An 18,676-nucleotide genomic window follows, 5' to 3' on the forward strand; every position below is an offset into this window, starting at 1 on the left:
AGGTTGCTCGGCACGGACAGGCAATAGAAATAACTGCTCGGGAATTCGGTGCGCAAGGCCATGATGCCGGTAATCGCACTCGGCGGATAGGCGCGCCCCTCCTGTTCGGGGATGAACAGGAGGGCCAATGGTGGCGTGTCGGAACTCGGTGTTTCGCCCCAGCGAACCTGGCGAGGGGTGAAGCCAAAAAAGCTCAACTGTTCGCTCAGCGTTTTCGCCACCGGGTGGTTTTCTGGCGATACGATCACAATCTGGCGTGGCTGCTGGCCGGCACTATCGCCCCCGGTCAGGTCGTCCGTCTGTCGTCTGGCCGGGATGGCCGGCATTTCATGGCGACGCAGTTCGGTCAGGATAATGATCAATTGCCGACTGATGGCATTCGACTGGTCGCGCGGAAGGGGGTGCATCGAACCGTCGCCGAACAGGGTTAGTGCGGTGTTTTCCAGTTCCTGGCAGGCGCGGACCAGGCCCGGTAGATGGCGGCGGTTGAGTTGCTCGGTTAGCCCGTTGAGCGACAGGGTGAATTCGACGAAAAGATCGACGTCGCCCTTGGCGCGATAGTCTGCCCAGCGTGACTCGAGGGTTGCCGCCAGCGCGATGAGGGAATGAGGAATGTGGGCCATTGAATGTCGAGATCCGCCAGCCGGCGATTATGCTCGGTGAATCTTACCCTGGCAATTGCCTTCCATCGCCGACGAACGGCGTTCTCGGGTACCATTACGCCCCCTTGAACCATTTGCTGACCGGCTTGCGATATGAAATCGAGCATCCGCCAAAAACTCGAACTGCTGGTCGATCGTCTCGATGAAATCGACCGCATGCTGTCGGCGCCGAGCACGGCGGGGGACATGGATCAGTTTCGCAAGCTGTCGCGCGAACGCTCGGAAATCGAACCGGTTATCGCTCAGTTCAACGCCTTTCGCCAGGCCGAAAACGATCTGGCCGAAGCCGAGGCGATGCGTGACGATCCGGAAATGCGCGATTTTGCCGAAGAGGAAATCGCCAGCGCCAAGGCGCGCCTGCCCGAACTCGAAATCGAATTGCAGAAACTGTTGCTGCCGAAAGACCCCAACGACGAGCGCAGCGTGCTGCTCGAAATCCGCGCCGGGACGGGCGGCGACGAATCGGCGCTGTTCGCTGGCGATCTTTTCCGGATGTATTCGCGCTACGCCGAGCGTCAGCGCTGGCAGGTCGAAGTCATGTCGGCGAGCGAGTCGGAGTTGGGCGGCTATCGCGAAATCATCTGCCGGTTGGCTGGCAACGGCGCCTATTCGCGGCTGAAGTTCGAGTCCGGTGGCCATCGCGTCCAGCGCGTGCCGGAAACCGAAACGCAGGGCCGCATCCACACCTCGGCGTGCACCGTCGCGGTGATGCCGGAAGTCGATGAAGTCGAGGACGTGAACCTCAACCCGGCCGATCTGCGCATCGATACTTTTCGCGCTTCGGGCGCCGGTGGTCAGCACATCAACAAGACCGACTCGGCGGTGCGCATCACTCACCTGCCGACCGGCATCGTTGCCGAGTGTCAGGATGGCCGCTCGCAACACGCCAACAAGGCCTCGGCCATGAAGGTCCTGGCAGCGCGCATCAAGGACGTTCAGGTGCGCGCCCAGCAGGCGCACATTTCGAGCACGCGCAAGAGCCTGATCGGCTCCGGCGATCGCTCGGAACGCATCCGTACCTACAACTTCCCGCAGGGGCGGATCACCGATCACCGCATCAACCTGACGCTGTACAAGATCGCCGCGATCATGGACGGCGACATGGACGAACTACTCGGCGCGCTGGCCGCCGAACATCAGGCCGATCTGCTGGCCGAACTGGCCGAGCAGAATTGATTGTGGATTTTCGACGCGGAGGCGCAGAGGCGCAGAGAACTACGAAGGGAAACGATTCTTTTGTTTTCTCCGTGTCTCTGCGCCTTAGCGTCAAATTCGGCCGCCCATGACCACCCTCGGCGAGGCGTTGACCGCAGCAAAATCGAAAATCGACCGGCTCGATGCCCGTCTGCTGCTGCAATACGCCACCGGCTGCACGCACGCCGACCTGCTGGCACGACCGGAAATGCCGGTCATTGCGCCGGCCTGGGAGCAGTTTGCCGAGTGGGTCGAACGCCGCGCGGTCGGCGAACCGCTGGCCTACCTGGTCGGCGAGGCGGAATTCCGCGGCCGGGTGTTTCAGGTTTCCCCGGCCGTGCTGATTCCGCGCCCGGAAACCGAAGTCCTGATCGATCTGGCGCTGGAGAAAATGCGTCGCCTGGCGGCGCCAGTCGTCGTCGATCTCGGCACGGGGTCGGGCATCGTCGCCATTTCGCTGGCGCTGGAATGTCCGGCGGCGACGATGGCTACGGTCGACCTGTCAAAAGACGCAATTTCCGTGGCCCGCAACAATGCCGGCCGTCTTGGCGCCCGGGTCGAATTTCACCAAGGCGACTGGTTCGGCCCGTTGGCCGGCCAGTGTTTCGACCTGATCGTTTCCAATCCGCCCTACGTCGCTGCCGGCGACCCGCACCTGGCTCTCAACGGCTTGCCGCATGAGCCGCAAATGGCGCTGACCGACGGGGCCGATGGCCTCGATTGCATCCGTCGCATCGTTGCCGCGGCGCCGGCCCACCTGAAGCCCGGCGGCTGGTTGCTGTTCGAGCACGGTTACGACCAGGGCGAAGCAAGCCGGAACTTATTGACTGCGGGGGGGTTCAAAACCGCATCCACTTTTCCCGACCTGGCCGGCATCGACCGCGTTTCAGGCGCTCATCTTTAAATCAGGAGAAATCATGTCCGACGTTCAGCAACGCATCCACGCCACCGTGACCGGCAACCCGGTCGTCCTCTACATGAAGGGCGACGCCCGTTTCCCGCAGTGCGGTTTTTCCGCCACCGCCGTGCAGATCCTCAAGGCCTGCGGCGTCGACGACTTCGTTACGGTCAACGTGCTGGCCGACGAGGAAATCCGCAATGGCGTCAAGGAATACGCCAACTGGCCGACCATTCCGCAGCTCTACATCAAGGGCGAATTCGTCGGCGGCTGCGACATCATGAAAGAGATGTACCAGACCGGCGAATTGCAGCAGATGCTGGAAGGTATCGCGGCCTGATTTTTCGCTGCAGAAAATGAAAAGCCGGGGCATGTCCCCGGCTTTTCATTTTTGGCCAAAATTTCCGGTTGACCGTGGGATTGCTGCTTTCAGGCCTCGGCGACCTGAAAATCGATGGCCGGGCCCTTGACGACAATGTCCTTGACCGCGCAGTGGGCGATGCTGTCGAGGATTTTTTCTCTTTGTTCGGCCGTGAAATGCTCGGGGAAGCGCACGTCGGTCTTGAACTTGGCCAGCGATAGTGGGCCGCTCGGGCCGGCGAAGGGTTTGCAGTTGATCTCGATGCCGGCGGCCGGGACGCCGAGTTCCTTGCAGGCTTTCTTGGCATAGACGGCGGCGCAGGCGGCGAGCGAGGCGTAGAAGGCTTCCAGTGGGTTCATGAGCGAGACATTTACCGAATAGCTGGCTTCGTGTTTGGCGCTGCTCACCTTGATGAGCGGGGAGTTGTCGACGACGGTTGAGTACATGCTGATCTGCCTTGGTTTCGTTATGGGTCGCGTTGAAAACGGAATATCAACGTTTGCTTATATGTTAAACCCCCAAGTCGTTCGGCGCAAAAAAAAAGACCGCGCGGACAAGCCGGCGGTCTTTTCGCTGGGCCTTGGTGAATCAGCCGAGACGCTGGCGGGCGCGGACGATGGCGGCTTTGACCTGGGCCGGGGCGGTGCCGCCGATGTGATTGCGGCTGGCCAGCGAGCCTTCCACGGTCAACACGGAAAAAACGTCATTTTCGACTTGCGGACAGAAGGCTTTCAGTTCGTCGAGCGTCAGTTGCGGCAGGTCGACGCCCTTTTGCTCGGCGGCCTTGACAGCATGGCCGACGGCTTCGTGGGCATCGCGGAAAGGCAGGCCTTTCTTGGTCAGGTAGTCGGCGAGGTCGGTGGCGGTGGCGAAGCCCTGGGTCAGTGCGGCTTTCATGTTGTCGGGGCGCACCGTGATGCCGCCGGCCATGTCGGCGAAGATGCGCAGCGTGTCGGTGACCGTGTCGACGGCGTCGAACAGCGGTTCCTTGTCTTCCTGGTTGTCCTTGTTGTAGGCCAGCGGCTGCGACTTCATCAGGGTTAGCAGGCTCATCAGTTGGCCATAGACGCGGCCGGTCTTGCCGCGCGCCAGTTCCGGCACGTCCGGGTTCTTCTTCTGCGGCATGATCGACGAGCCGGTGCAGAAGCGGTCGGCGATCTGGATGAAGCCGACGCGCGGGCTCATCCACATGACGAGTTCTTCGGACAGGCGGCTGATGTGCATCATGAGCAGGGCGCAGGCCGAGGTGAATTCGATCGCGAAGTCGCGGTCGGAAACGGCATCGAGCGAGTTTTCGCAGACGCCGTCGAAGCCCAGCTGCTCGGCGACGAATTCGCGATCGATCGGGTAGGTCGTGCCGGCCAGCGCGGCGGCGCCGAGTGGCAGGCGGGCGACGCGCTTGCGGCAATCGACGTAGCGCTCGGCATCGCGGCCGAACATTTCGAAATAGGCCAGCATGTGGTGCCCGAAGGTGACTGGCTGGGCGACCTGCAGGTGGGTGAAACCGGGCATCGGCGTCGCCGCTTCCTTGTCGGCCAGATCGACCAGCGCGCTGCGGAAGGCCTTGATCAGGACGAGGATGTCGTCAATCGCATCGCGCAGGTAGAGGCGAATGTCGGTCGCCACCTGGTCGTTGCGCGAACGGCCGGTGTGCAGGCGCTTGCCGGCATCGCCGACCAGCGCGGTGAGGCGCTTCTCGATGTTGAGGTGCACGTCTTCGAGGTCGAGCGACCATTCGAACTGGCCCGCTTCGATCTCTGCGCTGACGATGGCCATGCCGCGCTCGATGTCGGCCAGGTCGGCGGCGGCGATGATGCCCTGTTTGGCCAGCATCCGGGCGTGGGCCAGCGAGCCGCGGATGTCCTGGCGCCACATGCGCTGGTCGAAATCGACCGAGGCGGTGTAACGTTTGACGAGATCGGAAACCGGCTCGGAGAAGCGTCCGGCCCAAGTGTATTGATTGGCGTTGGAAGTCATGACTGTGGTCTAGAATGGGGCAAATCGGCGACGAATTTGGAGCAAATCCGCACAAAGATGACAAGTATACGGCACTTTCCCGCAACCCACCCCTTGCCCGACTGGCGCAATTTCGGCGTCATGCTGCGCGTCCTGCTCGGCATCAACCTGCTGGCCGGCCTTGCCGCGCTCGCCCAGGTCCCCGATCTGGCCGGCTGGGCCGGGCGTTACGTCGAGCTGGCGGCGGTGGTGCAGCCGCTGCTGCTGGTCGGTCTCGGGCTCTTGTCGCTGTTGCGCGATGCCTTGTGGCGCCTGCCGCTGCGCCTCGGTCAATGCTGCGTGCTCGGCTTGGTGGCGGCCATCTCGGCCGGGCTGTTTTCCTACACCGCCTCGCTCGGGTTGGCCGACGGCGGCAGCGTGTGGCGTTTCGTGCTGCTCAGCATGGCCGCCACGGCCGTGTTGCTGGTCTATTTCGACCTGCGTTCGCGGGCCTTCTCGCCGGCGCTCAGCGAGGCCCGGCTGGCCGCCCTCAATGCGCGCATCCGGCCCCATTTCCTGTTCAATTCGCTCAACGCCGTGCTGTCGCTGATCCGCGCCCGGCCGCAGCAGGCCGAGGCGGCGCTCGAGTCGCTCTCCGACCTGTTTCGCGCTGCCATGCGCGACCCCGGCGAGATGGTCAGCCTGGCCGACGAAATCGCCCTCGGCAAGCAATATCTCGAGCTCGAAACCCTGCGCCTGGGCGAACGTCTTACGGTCGACTGGAAAATCGGCCCGATTTCGCTGGATCTGCCGATCCCGCCGCTCATGCTCCAGCCGCTGCTTGAAAACGCGGTTTATCACGGCATCGAGCCGGCGCCGGAAGGGGGCACGGTCCGCGTCGCCATCGAACAGCGTGGGCAGGAGCTGCGCATTGCGGTGGCCAACCCGACCGCCGGTCAGGTCCAACATGCCGCTGGCAACCAGATCGCCGTGGCCAATATCCGCGAACGGCTGGCCTTGTATTACGATCTCGAAGCCCGTCTGGAAATCGAGACGAGCGACAATTCCTATGAGGTTCGCATCATCCTGCCATGTCAACGCCGCCAGCCAGCCCGCTAAAAATCCTTATCGTCGATGACGAGCCGCTGGCCCGCGACCGGCTGCGCGCGCTGCTTTCCGACATTGTCGGGCAATTGCCAAGCGAGGTGGTCGGCGAGGCCGGCAATGGCTTGGCGGCGCTCGACATCCTGCGCGACACGCCGGTCGACGTCGTGCTCGCCGACATCCGCATGCCGGGCATGGACGGCATCGAACTGGCGAGCCATCTCGGCCGCCTGGAAAAGCCGCCGGCCGTCATCTTTACCACGGCCTACGACAACTACGCGGTGCAAGCCTTCGACCTCAATGCCGTCGATTACCTGCTCAAGCCGGTGCGTACCCAACGCCTGCTCGCCGCCCTGCAAAAGGTGCCGGGAGCGCTGCCTGATTCGGCGCTGCTCACTGGCCTTGGCCACGAAATACGCGGCAGTGGGCGGACCCATCTATCCTGCCACGAACGCGGCCGCCTGCTCCTCGTGCCGGTCGGTGAAGTGCTCTATTTCAAGGCTGACCTCAAATACGTCACCGCCCGGACCATGGAGCGCGAATACCTGCTCGACGACACGCTGGCCCACCTGGAAACCGAGTTTGCCGAGCGTTTTCTCCGCTTGCACCGTGCCGTGCTCGTCGCCAAGTTGGCCCTGGCCGGTTTCGAGAAAGCTGCCGGCGACGACGCCGAAGCCTACGGCTGGGCTCTGCTGCGCGGCGTGCCGGAAAAACTCCCGGTCAGCCGCCGGCTTTGGGTGCCGGCCAAAGCGCTGATCAAGAATTCCTGAATTTTCCGCCGAGACCCTTAATGCGCCGAATCTGCCCCCACTGCAACTACGCCCGTCAGGCCACTGATCATGCGCCAGACTGGCAATGCCCGTCCTGCGAAAAAGCCTACGTCAAGGCTGGCGGTTCACTGCCGCCGGATAAGCTCCGCCAATACGGGCCGGCGACGGCGCCACAAAGCAGTGGCGGCGCCGGCAAGTGGCTGTTCATCCTGATCGTTCTCGGCGCGGCCTTCTGGTTTGGCCGGCCGCTGCTCCAGCCAGGAGGGACTCCGACGGCGTTGGCAACGGCTTCCGGTGAACAGCCTGCGGTCGTGCTCTATGCCACCAGTTGGTGCGGCTATTGCAAGATGACGCGCGAGTTCTTTGCCGCCAACGGCATTCAGTACACCGAGCAGGACATCGAGCAAAGTTCGACGGCGCTCCAGCAACACAAAAAGCTCGGGGGTAACGGTGTGCCGCTCATCGTCGTCGGTGACGAGGTCGTCAAGGGCTGGAACGAGTCAACCTTGCGCCAATTGCTCGGACCGTGGATCAAGGGCTGAAGTAGCGTCATTTTCCTGTCACTTGTTCCGTTCAGACTCTGTGGCCAAGTGTTCTCGGGAGAACGGAAATGAGCAAGCAGTGTGTGCATTGCCCGTCATCGGTGCTGGCCCTGGCCGGCGAGTCGCGGACCGTTGCGCTGATGCGCTTTGTCCAGTTGCAGCAGGCGGGCTACCTGCCGGCGATGTGCGAAGCCGAGAATGGGCGCTACAGCGTCTGTTACGACGCCAGGGAGCGCCGGTCGGCGGACTCTTCCCGGACGGGCGCCGTCTGCCTGGCACTCGCCTGACGCTGCGCTTAGGCGCTGGCCAGCGCCCGCGTGACGATTTCCAGCACATCGCGTGACAGGCCGTCATGGTCGCGGATGCGTTCGAGGGCCTGGCGGGCGTGGGCTTGCCGGCTGGTGTCGAATTTTTTCCAGCGGTCGAAACAGCGGGCCAGCCGCGAGGCAACCTGTGGGTTGCGGTCGTGCAGCGCGATGACCTGATTGGCGATGAAGGCGTAGCCGCTGCCGTCGGCCGCGTTGAAGCGGGCCAGATTGGCGCCGAAGGCGCGGATCAGGGCGTAGATCTTGTTCGGGTTGCCGCTGTCGAAGGCCGGGTGGGCGGTCAGGGCGATGACGGTGGGCAAGGTGTCCGGTCGGCGGCTGGTCGATTGCACTTGCAGCCATTTGTCGACGACCAGCGCTTCGTGCTGCCAGCGCGCGTAGAAGGCGTCGAGCGCGGCCTGGCGTTCCGGGCAGTCGTCGATGACGTTGGCGAGCACCGAGAGGGCGGCGAACTGGTCGGTCATGTTGTCGGCTTGCTCGAAATGCTGGATGGCCAGGCGGCGGCTTGCCGCCGTGTCGAGTTCGGCGATGTAGCCCAGGCACAGGTTGCGCAGGGCGCGGCGGCCGGCCTGCTCGCTGCTCGGGGCGTAGGCGGCAGTGGGGGCGAGGGCGGCGTAGAGGCCGCTGAACTCGCCTTCGAGTTGCTCGGCCAGATGGCGGCGGAAGGCGTTGCGGGCGGCGTGCAGGGCGTCCGGGTCGACGATGGCCATGGCTTCGGCCAGCGTTGATTCGCCGGGCAGGGTCAGGGCTTCGGCGACGAAGGCGGCGCCGCCGAGTTTGCCAACCCCGGCTTGCGCTTGCAGCAGGCGGCGGGCGGCGTCGACGAAGCTGGCCGGCCAGACCGGCGCCTGACCGGCGGCGATGGCAGCGGTGGCCTCGAGGATCAGCGTCGAGGCCAGGCGCTGGCCGGCTTCCCAGGCGTTGAACGGGTCGCTTTCATGGGCCAGCAACAGGGTCAGCTGTTCCGGCGTGTAGTCGAAAGCGAGGACGACCGGGGCCGAGAAGTCACGGAGCAGCGAGGGGACGGGTTCGGCGGCGATGTCGTTGAAGACGAAGGATTGCGTCGCTGCCGCGAGTTGTAGCGTGCGCTCGCTGCCGGGCAGCAGGTCGCCATTGTCGGCAAACAGCGCGACGCGGATCGGGATCAGCGTCGGCGCCTCATCGCTGGCGCGCGGGTTCGACTGCGTGCAGGTCAGCGTATAGGTTTTGCTTTCGCCATCAAAAAAGCCGTCGACCGTGACATTCGGCGTGCCGGGCTGGTTGTACCAGCGCATGAATTGCGTGAAGTCGAAACCGCTGGCAGCGGCCATGGCGGCGACGAAGTCCTCGCAGGTCACGGCCTGGCCGTCGTGGCGGCGGAAGTATTCGTCCATGCCGGCACGGAAGCCGTCGCGGCCGATCAGGGTCTGGATCATGCGGATGACTTCGGCACCCTTTTCATAGACCGTCGCGGTGTAGAAGTTGTTGATTTCGACGAAGCTGGACGGGCGGATCGGGTGGGCCATCGGGCCGGCGTCTTCCGGGAACTGCCCGGCGCGCAGGCCGCGTACTTCGCGGATGCGGGCGGTCTGCCGGTTGTGCAGGTCGGCGCCGAATTCCTGGTCGCGGAAGACGGTCAGGCCTTCCTTGAGCGAGAGCTGGAACCAGTCGCGGCAGGTGACGCGGTTGCCGGTCCAGTTGTGGAAATACTCATGGGCGACGACGCGGTCGATGTTCTCGAAATCGAGGTCGGTGGCGACATCACTGCGTGCCAGCACGTACTTGGTGTTGAAGATGTTGAGGCCCTTGTTCTCCATGGCGCCCATGTTGAAATCGCCGACGGCGACGATCATGTAATGGTCGAGGTCGCATTCGAGGCCGAAGCGTTGTTCATCCCATTTCATGGCTTTTTGCAAAGCGGCCATGGCGTGCGGGCACTGGTCGAGCTTGCCCGGTTCGACGTAGATGGCGAGATCGACGTCGCGGCCGGAGGCGGTGCGGAAAGTGTCGCGCAACACGTCGAGCTTGCCGGCGACGAGGGCGAACAAGTAGGCCGGCTTCTTGAACGGGTCGGCCCATTTGGCCCAATGGCGGCCGCCCGGCTCATCGCCCGCCGCGACCGGGTTGCCGTTGGCGAGCAGGACCGGGTAGGTCGCCTTGTCGGCGTGCAGCGTCGCGGTGTAGGTGGACATCACGTCCGGCCGGTCGAGAAACCAGGTGATGCGGCGGAAACCCTGCGCTTCGCACTGGGTGAAATAGCCGTCGGCCGAACGGTACATGCCGGAGAGACGGGTGTTCTGGTCGGGGTCGATGCGGACGACGGTTTCCAGGGTGAACGCGTCGGGCAGATCGGCGATGGTCAGCGTGCCGGCCGTTTCGGAAAATGGCACTTTTTTCCGGTTGACCGTGACACTCAATGTTTTCAGCTCGTCGCCGTCGAGTACCAGCGGCTGGGCCGGGATGGCCGGGTTGCGACGCATGGCCAGCGTGGCGCTGACGGTGGTGCCACCGGTTTCGATGGTGAAATCGAGATCGACGGTGTCGATCAGGTAGGCGGGAGCGGTGTAATCCTTGAGGTAGACGGTCTGGGGCGTAGTGGTTTTCATTTTTGGGCGGACGACTGGGGAGAGCCGTCGATGATACGCCAAACCAGCCGGCAGCATGGCCTGCCAGGCAGGCCATGCGTGATCAGAGCCGGCTAGTGATCGTGGCCATGGCCGCGACCGTGCTCGCCGCCTCGATCATGGCCGTGGCCGCGGTCATCGCCCCGGTATTCATCACGGTCGTCGCGTCGCTCATGGCGGCGATAGTCACGGTAGTCGTCACGATAGCCGTCACGGTGGCCATGCCGCTCCTGGTAGCGCGGGGCATATTCTTGCCGGTACCAGTTGTCCTGTACGAAATAGACGCGCTCGCCGCAGGCGCCGTAGCGATGGCAGTAACGGCGCCAGTCGCGGGCATGGCCGGGGGGGACGCGCAAATAGAGCGGTGGGCGGCCGACCGGGACGCGCTGGATCATCATTGGCTCGGGGAAAAGCAGCGGCGGGGGCGGGAAACCGCCGATGTCGAGGCGACCGTAAAAACCGGGTTGACCGATATTGATCGAGACCTGGGCGGAGGCCGGGGCGCTGAGCGCAGCGGCGGCGATGGTCATGGCCATCAAGAGACGTTTCATGGTGTGTGTTCCTCGTTGGGGTGTGGCTGTATAACGCGGTGCATTGTTGCCGGGATGACCCGGCGACCTGAAACAAATTGTAAGTCAGCGAGCCGGGGGCCGGAAATACGGCGGGGGAAGCCTATCGTCGCTGCCAAACCTGCCAGCGTTCGCGGCCGGCGAAGACCGGGATCGAATCGTTGACCGGGGCGTCGTCGATGGGCTCGAAATTGGCGCCCAGAAGTTCATCGAGTTGTTTTGGCAGAATGCCGAAAGGCGGACCTTTTGGCTGGTCGCAAAGGAAAAAGAAGCCGGCCAGCCGGCCGCCCGGCGGCAGCAGTTCGGCGACGCGTCGGCCCCATTCGGCCCACAGCTTGCGCGGTAGAGCGCAGAGGAAGGCGCGTTCGTAGATCAGTTCGACCGGCCGGGGCGGGGCGAAGGTGAAAAAGTCGGCGCACACCAAGTCGACCGGGGCATCGCCCAGAATGTTGCGCGCCGTCTCGATGGCAACCGGCGAAAAATCCAGCGCCGTGACTGGCCAGCCGATTCCGGCCAGATGGGCCGCCTCCCAGGCGCTGCCGCAGCCCGGAATCAGCGTATTGAGCGGGGACGACGCCTGACGGGCGATGAAGTCGGCAAAGGCAGCTGGCACCTTGCCAGCATCCCACGGCGTGACGCCTTCGCCGAAGCGCTTGCACCAGAAATCGGGGTGTTCCGGACACTGCTCCGGCGGCTTGATGGTTGTGCTCATGGTTTTTTCAGGGCGCGGACCGATTGCTCGACGGCGTCTTCAAGGTAGCTCTGGTAAAAGTCGGGCAGCCGGGCGCCGACGATGGGGTTGGCCAGCTGGCGCCCATCCGGGCCATAAAAGGCGACGACCGGCACCCGCTTGACCTTCTCGGCCGTGGCGACACGGGCATGCGTCGAGGCGCCGCCCGTGAAGTCAGTGAGTGCCTGCGTTTCGCCATCCTGATTGATCTGCCGGATGAGCGTGCGATCACGGTAGCGCGGATTGGCGGCGAGCGGTTTGAGGTAGTCGCGTTTGACGGCGGCGCAGTATTTGCAGTCCTGGCGGCTGTAGATGACGATCAGCGGGCCGCCGAGCTTGGCCGCCTGCGCCGCTTCGGCGCGCAAATCGACGGCGGCTGGCAGGTCGGTTGCGGCCAAGGAGGGGGCGGCCAGCCATGCTAGAATCAGCCCTCCCAAAAGTCCTGCCCATTGCCCACTCATGTCCCGTCCTTCGAAGATTGTCATTGCCTCCCGCGAATCCCGTCTGGCCATGTGGCAGGCGGTGCACGTTAGAGATCGCTTATCGAGTTTAAATCCGGGAGCCGAAGTTGTCATTCTGGGCATGACCACCAAGGGCGATCAGATTCTCGACCGGCCGCTCGCCGAAATCGGCGGCAAGGGCCTGTTCATCAAGGAACTCGAAGTCGCCATGCAGGAAGGTCAGGCCCACCTCGCCGTCCATTCGATGAAGGACGTGCCGATGGTCATGCCCGATGGCTTCGTGCTGGCCGCCATCTCGGCCCGCGAAAATCCGCGCGACGCCTTCGTCTCGAACCGCTATGACGCGCTGGACGATCTGCCGGCCGGCGCCATCGTCGGCACCTCCAGCCTGCGCCGCGAATCGATCCTGCGCGCCAAATATCCGCAGCTGGTCATCAAGAGCCTGCGCGGCAATCTTGATACCCGCCTGAAAAAGCTTGATGCCGGGGAATACGACGCGATCATCCTGGCCGCCGCCGGCCTGATCCGCCTCGGCCTGAAAAATCGCATCAAATCGGTGTTGACCGCAGAACAGTCGCTGCCGGCCCCCGGGCAGGGCGCGCTCGGTATCGAACTGCGCGCCGGCGCGGCGGACATGGCCGATGTCGTCGCCCCGCTCAACGATCCGGAAACGGCCCACTGCGTCCGCGCCGAACGTGCCTTCTCGCGGGCGTTGGGCGGTTCGTGTCAGGTGCCGCTCGGTGGCTACGCGATCATTGATAACGGCCAGCTCTGGTTGCGCGGCTTCGTCGCCACGGCTGACGGCAAGGAAGTAGTCAGCGGCGAAGTGCGCGGCGAAGTTGGCAAAACCGCGGCCGACGACGAAACGCTCGGTCTGCAACTGGCGGCCGAACTGCGCGCCAAGGGCGCCGACGCGATTCTGGAAAAGCTCGCCCACTGCAAATGACTCATAACGGCCCGCTCGCTGGCCGAACCATCGTCGTCACCCGGCCGCAGGCGCAGGCAGCGCCGCTGGCCGAGGCGATCGTGGCGGCTGGCGGCACGCCGCTGATTTATCCGCTGCTCGAAATCTCGCCGGCCGTCGATCCACAACCGCTGGCCGAAGCGGCTGACCGGCTGGGCGATTATGCGCTGGCAGTATTCATCAGTCCGAATGCCGCGAACCATGCTTTGCCGGTGTTGCTGGCGCGGCAATCCTGGCCCGAATCACTGATCCCTGCAGCGGTTGGCCAGGGTACGGCAAAGCTGCTGGGCGAGCGTGGCATTCCGGGCTGCATCGCGCCGACCGAGCGTTTCGACTCCGAAGCCCTGCTCGAATTGCCGGAACTCGCCGCTGAGCGCGTCAACGGTAAGCGCATCGCCATCTTCCGTGGCGATGGCGGCCGCGAACTGCTCGCTGACACGCTGCGCGAACGTGGCGCGACGGTCGATTGCATCACCTGCTACCGCCGCTCCGGGCCGTCCGCCGGTGTCGCGCCGCTGCTCGGGGCCTGGCGGTCTGGTCAGCTTGATGCGTTGACCGTGTCGAGCAGCGAAGGTCTGCGCTATCTGGTCGATCTACTCGACGCCGAAGGCCGCGCCTTCATGCAGAAAACGCCGCTCTTCGTCCCCCACGCCCGCATCGCCGAAAACGCCCGGGCTTTGGGTTTAAGCAACATTCTCCTCACCGCAGCAGCCGACGCCGGCATCCTCGCCGGCTTAGTTGCTTATAATTGGCCGGCATGATGCCCGAAAACGAAAATTCCTCCCCGTCGACGATGACGTATCTCCCGGCGCCGCGCGCCAAGCGGACCAGCCCGTGGCTGTTGGTGGCGATTGCCGCGCTGGCGCTGGCCGGCTGGCAGTGGTTCGAAACCCGCCAGAAGCTGGCCGATGTCGAGCAGCAAGTCAGCCAGAAACTGGCCGAATTCGATACCGCCAACAAAGAAGATCGTGGCGCCCAGAAGCAGTCGCGTGAACAAGTTGAAGCACTGCACGCCCGTCTCGGTGCCGTCGATGGCAAAATCGCCGAGTTCCAGGCCCAGTCGACGACCCTGCAAGCGCTCTATCAGGACATCGCGCGCAGCCGCGAAGAGGTCGCCTTGCTTGAGGTCGAACAAGCCATCGTGCTCGCCGGGCAGCAATTGCAACTGGCCGGCAATCTCCCGGTCGCCGTGCTCGCCCTGCAAACCGCCGATGCCCAACTGGCCCGCCTTGACCGGCCGGCTCACCTGCCGCTGCGCAAGGCGCTGGCCAAGGATCTGGCCCGCCTCAACGCCCTGCCTTTCGTCGATATGCCGGGCATCAGCCTGCGTCTGGAACAGGTCCTGGTCGGCGTCGACAAGCTGCCGCTGGTTTCCCACGGTCGACCGGGTTTACTGCGTGAAACGCAAAAAACGGCTGAAAATGAAATGGCTGTCGAGCCGAAAACGGGGTGGCAGCGGACCGGCGGCGCCATCTGGCAGGAACTGAAGGGGCTGATTCGCATCCAGCGCTTCGACCGCGAAGACGCGGTGCTGCTGGCGCCCGGTCAGGGCTACCTGCTCCGTGAAAACCTCAAGCTGCGCCTGCTCAACGCCCGCCTCGCCCTCTTCGCGCGCGATCAATGGACTTACCGCAACGAGCTCAAAGTCGCCCAGGACATGCTGAGTCGCCATTTCGACGCCAACGACAAGGCCGTGCAGACAGCCCAAACGACGCTGCGCCAAATGACGGCAAGCGAAATCAACGTCGAGCTGCCAACCCTCAACGATAGCCAGGCGGCCTTGCGCCACCTGCGTCCGGGCAAGGAAAAACGGTGAGGGGGCTGTTCTGGATTGTCGCCCTATGCGGGCTGGCCGTTGCCGTCGCGCTCGGCGCCCACTACAACGACGGTTACGTGCTGGTGGTCTTGCCGCCGTGGCGGGCCGAGGTTTCGCTCAACCTCTTCCTCGTCGCGCTGCTTGCCCTGTTCTTCGTGTTCTACGGCGGAATACGTGCTTTGGCGGTGACCTTCGGCCTGCCTAAGCGCGTGCGCGAATACCGCGCCCAGCGCCAGCGTGAAAGTGCCAGCCAGGTCTTTCAGGATGCCGTTCGTCTACTCTTCGAAGGCCGTTTCGGCCAGGCGCTGAAGAAGGCCAGCGAAGCCCACGGCGCCGGTACGGCGCGCGGCCTGTCGGCCCTGATTGCCGCCCGCGCTGCCCAACGCATGCGCGAACCGGAAAAGCAGCAATACTGGCTGGAGCACGCCAAGACCGACGACCCGCGCACCGAGGCAGCGACGCTCATGCTCGACGCCGAAATGGCCAACGAAGCGCGTCGTTTCGACGACGCGCTGGCCGCTCTTGGCAAGTTGCAAGGCAAGCAGGGCCGCCACATCGCCGCGCTGCGCCTCGAATTGCGCGCCCGGCAGGGCGTCGGCGACTGGGATGGCGTGCTCAAGCTGGCTCGGCAGCTCGTCAAGCGTGACGCGCTGCCGCTTGAAGTGGTCGGCGAAATCCGCACCCAGGCCCATCTTGGTAACATCGCCAAACGGGTCGCCGATCAGAGCCAGCTGACGGCCTATCTGCGCACGCTGCCTGAAGATGAACGTGGTCGCCGCGTCGTCATCGCCGCGGCACGGGCTTTGGTCGCGCAGGGGGCCGAGAGTGAGGCGCAGAAGCTGATCGAGTCCGTGCTCGATACGGCGACCCATGAAGAATGGCAACCTGATCTGGCCGCCATCTACGGCCGCCTGGCGAACAGCGAGCAGACCGCCCGCATCGCCAAGGCCGAGGGCTGGCTGCGCCGCCATCCGGACGATGCCCGCCTGCTCAAGGCCCTGGGCCGCATGTGCATCCGTCAGCGGCTGTGGGGCAAGGCGCAAAGTTATCTCGAAGCGTCGCTGTCGGTCGAACCATCGCAACAGGGCCACCTCGAACTGGCCCGCCTGTTCGACCAGCTGGAACGGGCCGAAGAGGCCAACAAACACTACCGGGCCAGCGCCCTGCTCGATGGTCGGTAGCGCTCAGTTATTAGTCGGTAGTTGTTAGCTAAAAACGACCGACTGTCTACTAATAACTAAACCGCCCAGTCCTGCGGCTTGAGGAAGACGTCATAGAGTTCGGCTTCCGGCGTGCCGGCTGCCGGTTGCCAGTCGTAGCGCCATTTCACGATCGGTGGCAGCGACATCAGGATAGCTTCGGTGCGGCCGCCCGATTGCAGGCCGAACAACGTGCCGCGGTCCCAGACCAGGTTGAATTCGACGTAACGACCCCGGCGGTAGGCCTGGAAGTCGCGTTCGCGCTCGCCGTAGGGCACATCCCGACGCTTGGCCAATATCGGCAGGTAGGCCTGGGTGAAGGCATTGCCGACCGATTGGGTCAGCGAAAAACAGCGCTCGAAGCTGCCTTCGTTGAGATCGTCAAAAAAGATGCCGCCGACGCCGCGCGGCTCGTTGCGGTGCTTGAGGAAAAAGTACTCGTCACACCACTTCTTGTATTTCGGATAGATCTCGTCGCCGAACGGCGCCAAGGCATCCTTGCCGGTCTGGTGAAAATGCACCACATCCTCGCGTTGACCGTAGTAAGGCGTCAGGTCCATGCCGCCGCCAAACCACCAGACGTCGTCTTCGCCGGGTTGGCTGGCGACAAAGCAGCGGACGTTCATGTGCGCCGTCGGGCAGTACGGATTGCGTGGATGGAGGACCAGCGAAACACCCATCGCCTCCCAGGCGCGGCCGGCCAGTTGCGGGCGGACGGCGGTGGCCGAAGCGGGTAGCGAGGTGCCGGTGACATGCGAGAAATTGACGCCGCCGCGTTCGAAGAAATTGCCTTCCTCGATCAGCCGCGAAATGCCGCCACCGCCTTCCGGACGCCCCCAGGAATCGGTGCGGAAAGGCTGGCCGTCGAAGGCTTCGAGTTCGGCGACGATGCGGCTTTGCAGGCCGGTGAAAAAAGCCTTGAGCGGGGTGGTGTCCATTTTGTCTCCGGGGATGAAAACGGGCGGCTCATTGATGCAAATGAGCCGCCCGTTGTCGTTCAATACGTTTTGGAATTATCGACCAATGGCCCGGTGGCCTATGTCCTTGCGGAATTGCATGCCGTCGAAGCTGATCTGCACGGCCGCTTCGTAGGCGCGTTTCTGGGCCAGCTTGACGTTCTCGCCAAGCGCCGTGACGCACAGCACGCGGCCACCGTTGGTGATCACCTTGCCGTCCTGTTCGGCGGTGCCGGCATGGAAAACGTGGCAATCCTCGCCGAAGCTGTTGCCGGCCGGCAGGCCCTGGATGACGTCGCCCTTTTTCGGGGTGTCCGGGTAGTTGGCGGCGGCGAGGACGACGCCCAGCGCAATGCGGCGATCCCATTCGGCTTCGACTTGATCGAGCTTGCCGGCGATGCCGTGTTCGAGCAGTTCGACGAAATCGGACTTCAGACGCATCAGGATCGGCTGGGTTTCCGGGTCGCCCATGCGGCAGTTGAATTCCAGCGTCTTGAGTGAGCCATCCTTGCCGATCATCAGGCCGGCGTAGAGGAAGCCGGTGAACGGGATGCCGTCGGCGGCCATGCCTTTGACTGTTGGCAGGATGATCTCGCGCATGGCCTTGGCGTGGATTTCCGGGGTGACGCACGGGGCGGGCGAGTAGGCGCCCATGCCGCCGGTGTTGGGGCCGGTGTCGCCATCGCCGATGCGCTTGTGGTCCTGGCTGGAGGCCAGAGCGAGGACGTTCTTGCCGTCGACCATGACGATGAAGCTGGCTTCCTCGCCGTCGAGGAAATCCTCGACGACGACGCGGGCGCCGGCATCGCCGAGTTTGTTGCCGGACAGCATGTCGTCGATGGCGGCGTGGGCTTCTTCAAGGCTCATGGCGACGACGACGCCTTTGCCGGCGGCCAGGCCATCGGCCTTGATGACGATCGGTGCACCCTTGCGGTCAATGTAGGCGTGTGCTGCGGTCGACTCGGAAAAAGTCTCGAAACCGGCCGTCGGAATGTTGTGGCGGGCCATGAAACGCTTGGCGAAATCCTTGGAGGATTCGAGCTGGGCGGCTTCCCGGGTCGGGCCAAAGATCTTCAGGCCGCGGGCCCGGAAGATATTGACCACGCCGGCGGCCAGCGGTGCCTCCGGGCCGACGACGGTGAGGTGGATCTTGTTCTGCTCGGCGAAATCGGCCAGGGCTTCCGGGTCGGTGATGTTCAGGTTTTCCAGTTCGTGCTCGCGCGCCGTGCCGGCGTTGCCGGGGGCGACGAACACCTTCTGCATGCCTTCGGTCTGAGCCAGGCGCCAGGCCATGGCGTGCTCGCGGCCGCCGGAACCGATGACTAGTAATTTCATGTATTAACAACCTTTCGACGCAGAGGTGCAGAGGCGCAGAGGAAACGGCAAAGAGATTTTCTCTGCGCCTCCGCGTCTCCGCGTCTGAAATTAATGCCTGAAATGGCGGGTGCCGGTGAACACCATGGCCAGGCCATGTTCGTCGGCGGCGGCGATAACTTCCTCGTCGCGCATCGAACCGCCTGGCTGGATGACGGCCTTGGCGCCGGCCGCGGCGAGCACATCGACGCCGTCACGGAACGGGAAGAAGG

19 protein-coding genes and 1 pseudogene are annotated in these 18,676 nt (G+C 64.0%); 11 read left to right on the forward strand and 9 right to left on the reverse strand.

Annotation, left to right across the window (positions count from 1 at the left end; all coding sequences use genetic code 11):
• Positions 1-623, reverse strand: a pseudogene (locus ADADOO_RS06340) (hypothetical protein); the annotation flags it as partial.
• Positions 624-755: 132 nt separating this feature from the next.
• On the opposite strand from ADADOO_RS06340, the gene prfA reads away from it, so the two are divergent.
• The 3 genes from prfA to grxD all read left to right on the forward strand — a co-directional run bounded on the left by prfA (position 756) and on the right by grxD (position 3,094).
• Positions 756-1,838: a peptide chain release factor 1 gene (prfA, locus tag ADADOO_RS06345; RefSeq protein ID WP_511275974.1), complete on the forward strand. Its 1,083-nt coding sequence runs from the start codon at positions 756-758 to the stop codon at positions 1,836-1,838.
• Between the two features lie 106 nt (positions 1,839-1,944).
• Positions 1,945-2,760: a peptide chain release factor N(5)-glutamine methyltransferase gene (gene prmC, locus ADADOO_RS06350; RefSeq protein WP_511275976.1), complete on the forward strand. Its 816-nt coding sequence runs from the start codon at positions 1,945-1,947 to the stop codon at positions 2,758-2,760.
• Positions 2,761-2,773: 13 nt separating this feature from the next.
• Positions 2,774-3,094 carry a Grx4 family monothiol glutaredoxin gene (gene grxD, locus ADADOO_RS06355; RefSeq protein ID WP_511275978.1) on the forward strand — a complete coding sequence of 107 codons (321 nt, stop codon included), beginning with the start codon at positions 2,774-2,776 and terminating at the stop codon, positions 3,092-3,094.
• Positions 3,095-3,183: 89 nt separating this feature from the next.
• Here the strand turns inward: grxD and ADADOO_RS06360 are convergent, their stop codons facing one another.
• Both ADADOO_RS06360 and argH read right to left on the reverse strand, forming a co-directional pair.
• On the reverse strand, positions 3,184-3,561 hold the full coding sequence (locus ADADOO_RS06360; RefSeq protein ID WP_511275980.1) for an OsmC family protein: 378 nt from the start codon (positions 3,559-3,561) through the stop codon (positions 3,184-3,186).
• Positions 3,562-3,703: 142 nt separating this feature from the next.
• Positions 3,704-5,092 (reverse strand): argininosuccinate lyase, encoded by a 1,389-nt coding sequence (gene argH, locus ADADOO_RS06365; protein ID WP_511275982.1) that lies wholly within the window; start codon positions 5,090-5,092, stop codon positions 3,704-3,706.
• Between the two features lie 93 nt (positions 5,093-5,185).
• Between argH and ADADOO_RS06370 the strand changes: the two genes are divergently transcribed.
• The 4 genes from ADADOO_RS06370 to ADADOO_RS06385 all read left to right on the forward strand — a co-directional run bounded on the left by ADADOO_RS06370 (position 5,186) and on the right by ADADOO_RS06385 (position 7,753).
• Positions 5,186-6,169, forward strand: coding sequence for a sensor histidine kinase (locus ADADOO_RS06370; protein ID WP_511275983.1), 984 nt, complete (start codon positions 5,186-5,188; stop codon positions 6,167-6,169).
• Positions 6,142-6,924, forward strand: coding sequence for a LytR/AlgR family response regulator transcription factor (locus tag ADADOO_RS06375; protein ID WP_511275985.1), 783 nt, complete (start codon positions 6,142-6,144; stop codon positions 6,922-6,924). Before ADADOO_RS06370 ends, ADADOO_RS06375 begins: the two co-directional genes overlap by 28 nt.
• Before the next feature lie 20 nt (positions 6,925-6,944).
• The gene (locus tag ADADOO_RS06380; protein WP_511275986.1) at positions 6,945-7,466 is read left to right on the forward strand and encodes a glutaredoxin domain-containing protein; all 522 of its coding nucleotides are present in this window, start codon (positions 6,945-6,947) and stop codon (positions 7,464-7,466) included.
• 68 nt (positions 7,467-7,534) lie between these two features.
• The gene (locus ADADOO_RS06385; RefSeq protein ID WP_511275988.1) at positions 7,535-7,753 is read left to right on the forward strand and encodes a hypothetical protein; all 219 of its coding nucleotides are present in this window, start codon (positions 7,535-7,537) and stop codon (positions 7,751-7,753) included.
• 8 nt (positions 7,754-7,761) lie between these two features.
• On the opposite strand, the gene pepN is transcribed toward ADADOO_RS06385, so the two are convergent.
• The 4 genes from pepN to ADADOO_RS06405 all read right to left on the reverse strand — a co-directional run bounded on the left by pepN (position 7,762) and on the right by ADADOO_RS06405 (position 12,092).
• Positions 7,762-10,377 (reverse strand): aminopeptidase N, encoded by a 2,616-nt coding sequence (gene pepN / locus ADADOO_RS06390; protein WP_511275989.1) that lies wholly within the window; start codon positions 10,375-10,377, stop codon positions 7,762-7,764.
• Between the two features lie 92 nt (positions 10,378-10,469).
• Positions 10,470-10,946, reverse strand: a complete 477-nt coding sequence (locus ADADOO_RS06395; protein WP_511275991.1) for a hypothetical protein — start codon at positions 10,944-10,946, stop codon at positions 10,470-10,472.
• Positions 10,947-11,067: 121 nt separating this feature from the next.
• Entirely contained in the window at positions 11,068-11,676 is a 609-nt protein-coding gene (locus ADADOO_RS06400) for a methyltransferase domain-containing protein (protein ID WP_511275993.1), read from the reverse strand.
• Positions 11,673-12,092, reverse strand: a complete 420-nt coding sequence (locus ADADOO_RS06405; protein WP_511275995.1) for a SoxW family protein — start codon at positions 12,090-12,092, stop codon at positions 11,673-11,675. Before ADADOO_RS06405 ends, ADADOO_RS06400 begins: the two co-directional genes overlap by 4 nt.
• Before the next feature lie 61 nt (positions 12,093-12,153).
• Here ADADOO_RS06405 and hemC point away from each other — a divergent pair, with 61 nt between their 5' ends.
• Genes hemC through ADADOO_RS06425 form a run of 4 tightly spaced genes read left to right on the forward strand, consistent with a single transcriptional unit; the run spans position 12,154 to position 16,116 of the window.
• Positions 12,154-13,101: a hydroxymethylbilane synthase gene (gene hemC, locus ADADOO_RS06410; RefSeq protein WP_511275997.1), complete on the forward strand. Its 948-nt coding sequence runs from the start codon at positions 12,154-12,156 to the stop codon at positions 13,099-13,101.
• Positions 13,098-13,880, forward strand: a complete 783-nt coding sequence (locus ADADOO_RS06415) for a uroporphyrinogen-III synthase (RefSeq protein ID WP_511275999.1) — start codon at positions 13,098-13,100, stop codon at positions 13,878-13,880. The genes hemC and ADADOO_RS06415 overlap by 4 nt, the downstream gene beginning before the upstream one ends.
• Before the next feature lie 32 nt (positions 13,881-13,912).
• Positions 13,913-14,935: a uroporphyrinogen-III C-methyltransferase gene (locus ADADOO_RS06420; protein ID WP_511276000.1), complete on the forward strand. Its 1,023-nt coding sequence runs from the start codon at positions 13,913-13,915 to the stop codon at positions 14,933-14,935.
• Positions 14,932-16,116: a heme biosynthesis protein HemY gene (locus tag ADADOO_RS06425; RefSeq protein ID WP_511276002.1), complete on the forward strand. Its 1,185-nt coding sequence runs from the start codon at positions 14,932-14,934 to the stop codon at positions 16,114-16,116. Before ADADOO_RS06420 ends, ADADOO_RS06425 begins: the two co-directional genes overlap by 4 nt.
• 56 nt (positions 16,117-16,172) lie before the next feature.
• On the opposite strand, the gene hemF is transcribed toward ADADOO_RS06425, so the two are convergent.
• Positions 16,173-17,072 carry an oxygen-dependent coproporphyrinogen oxidase gene (gene hemF, locus ADADOO_RS06430; protein WP_511276004.1) on the reverse strand — a complete coding sequence of 300 codons (900 nt, stop codon included), beginning with the start codon at positions 17,070-17,072 and terminating at the stop codon, positions 16,173-16,175.
• 75 nt (positions 17,073-17,147) lie between these two features.
• Positions 17,148-18,425, reverse strand: a complete 1,278-nt coding sequence (purD, locus tag ADADOO_RS06435; protein WP_511276006.1) for a phosphoribosylamine--glycine ligase — start codon at positions 18,423-18,425, stop codon at positions 17,148-17,150.
• Between the last annotated feature and the right edge of the window lie 251 nt (positions 18,426-18,676).

The sequence above is a fragment of the Azonexus sp. genome (assembly GCF_036170495.1).
Classification (GTDB): Bacteria; Pseudomonadota; Gammaproteobacteria; order Burkholderiales; family Rhodocyclaceae; genus Azonexus.

Coding starts and splice junctions, on each gene's coding strand:
- prfA (WP_511275974.1), top strand. CDS start 756: ATGAAATCGAGCATCCGCCAAAAACTCGAACTGCTGGTCGATCGTCTC.
- prmC (WP_511275976.1), top strand. CDS start 1,945: ATGACCACCCTCGGCGAGGCGTTGACCGCAGCAAAATCGAAAATCGAC.
- grxD (WP_511275978.1), top strand. CDS start 2,774: ATGTCCGACGTTCAGCAACGCATCCACGCCACCGTGACCGGCAACCCG.
- ADADOO_RS06360 (WP_511275980.1), bottom strand. CDS start 3,561: ATGTACTCAACCGTCGTCGACAACTCCCCGCTCATCAAGGTGAGCAGC.
- argH (WP_511275982.1), bottom strand. CDS start 5,092: ATGACTTCCAACGCCAATCAATACACTTGGGCCGGACGCTTCTCCGAG.
- ADADOO_RS06375 (WP_511275985.1), top strand. CDS start 6,142: ATGTCAACGCCGCCAGCCAGCCCGCTAAAAATCCTTATCGTCGATGAC.
- ADADOO_RS06380 (WP_511275986.1), top strand. CDS start 6,945: ATGCGCCGAATCTGCCCCCACTGCAACTACGCCCGTCAGGCCACTGAT.
- ADADOO_RS06385 (WP_511275988.1), top strand. CDS start 7,535: ATGAGCAAGCAGTGTGTGCATTGCCCGTCATCGGTGCTGGCCCTGGCC.
- pepN (WP_511275989.1), bottom strand. CDS start 10,377: ATGAAAACCACTACGCCCCAGACCGTCTACCTCAAGGATTACACCGCT.
- ADADOO_RS06395 (WP_511275991.1), bottom strand. CDS start 10,946: ATGAAACGTCTCTTGATGGCCATGACCATCGCCGCCGCTGCGCTCAGC.
- ADADOO_RS06400 (WP_511275993.1), bottom strand. CDS start 11,676: ATGAGCACAACCATCAAGCCGCCGGAGCAGTGTCCGGAACACCCCGAT.
- hemC (WP_511275997.1), top strand. CDS start 12,154: ATGTCCCGTCCTTCGAAGATTGTCATTGCCTCCCGCGAATCCCGTCTG.
- ADADOO_RS06415 (WP_511275999.1), top strand. CDS start 13,098: ATGACTCATAACGGCCCGCTCGCTGGCCGAACCATCGTCGTCACCCGG.
- ADADOO_RS06420 (WP_511276000.1), top strand. CDS start 13,913: ATGACGTATCTCCCGGCGCCGCGCGCCAAGCGGACCAGCCCGTGGCTG.
- hemF (WP_511276004.1), bottom strand. CDS start 17,072: ATGGACACCACCCCGCTCAAGGCTTTTTTCACCGGCCTGCAAAGCCGC.
- purD (WP_511276006.1), bottom strand. CDS start 18,425: ATGAAATTACTAGTCATCGGTTCCGGCGGCCGCGAGCACGCCATGGCC.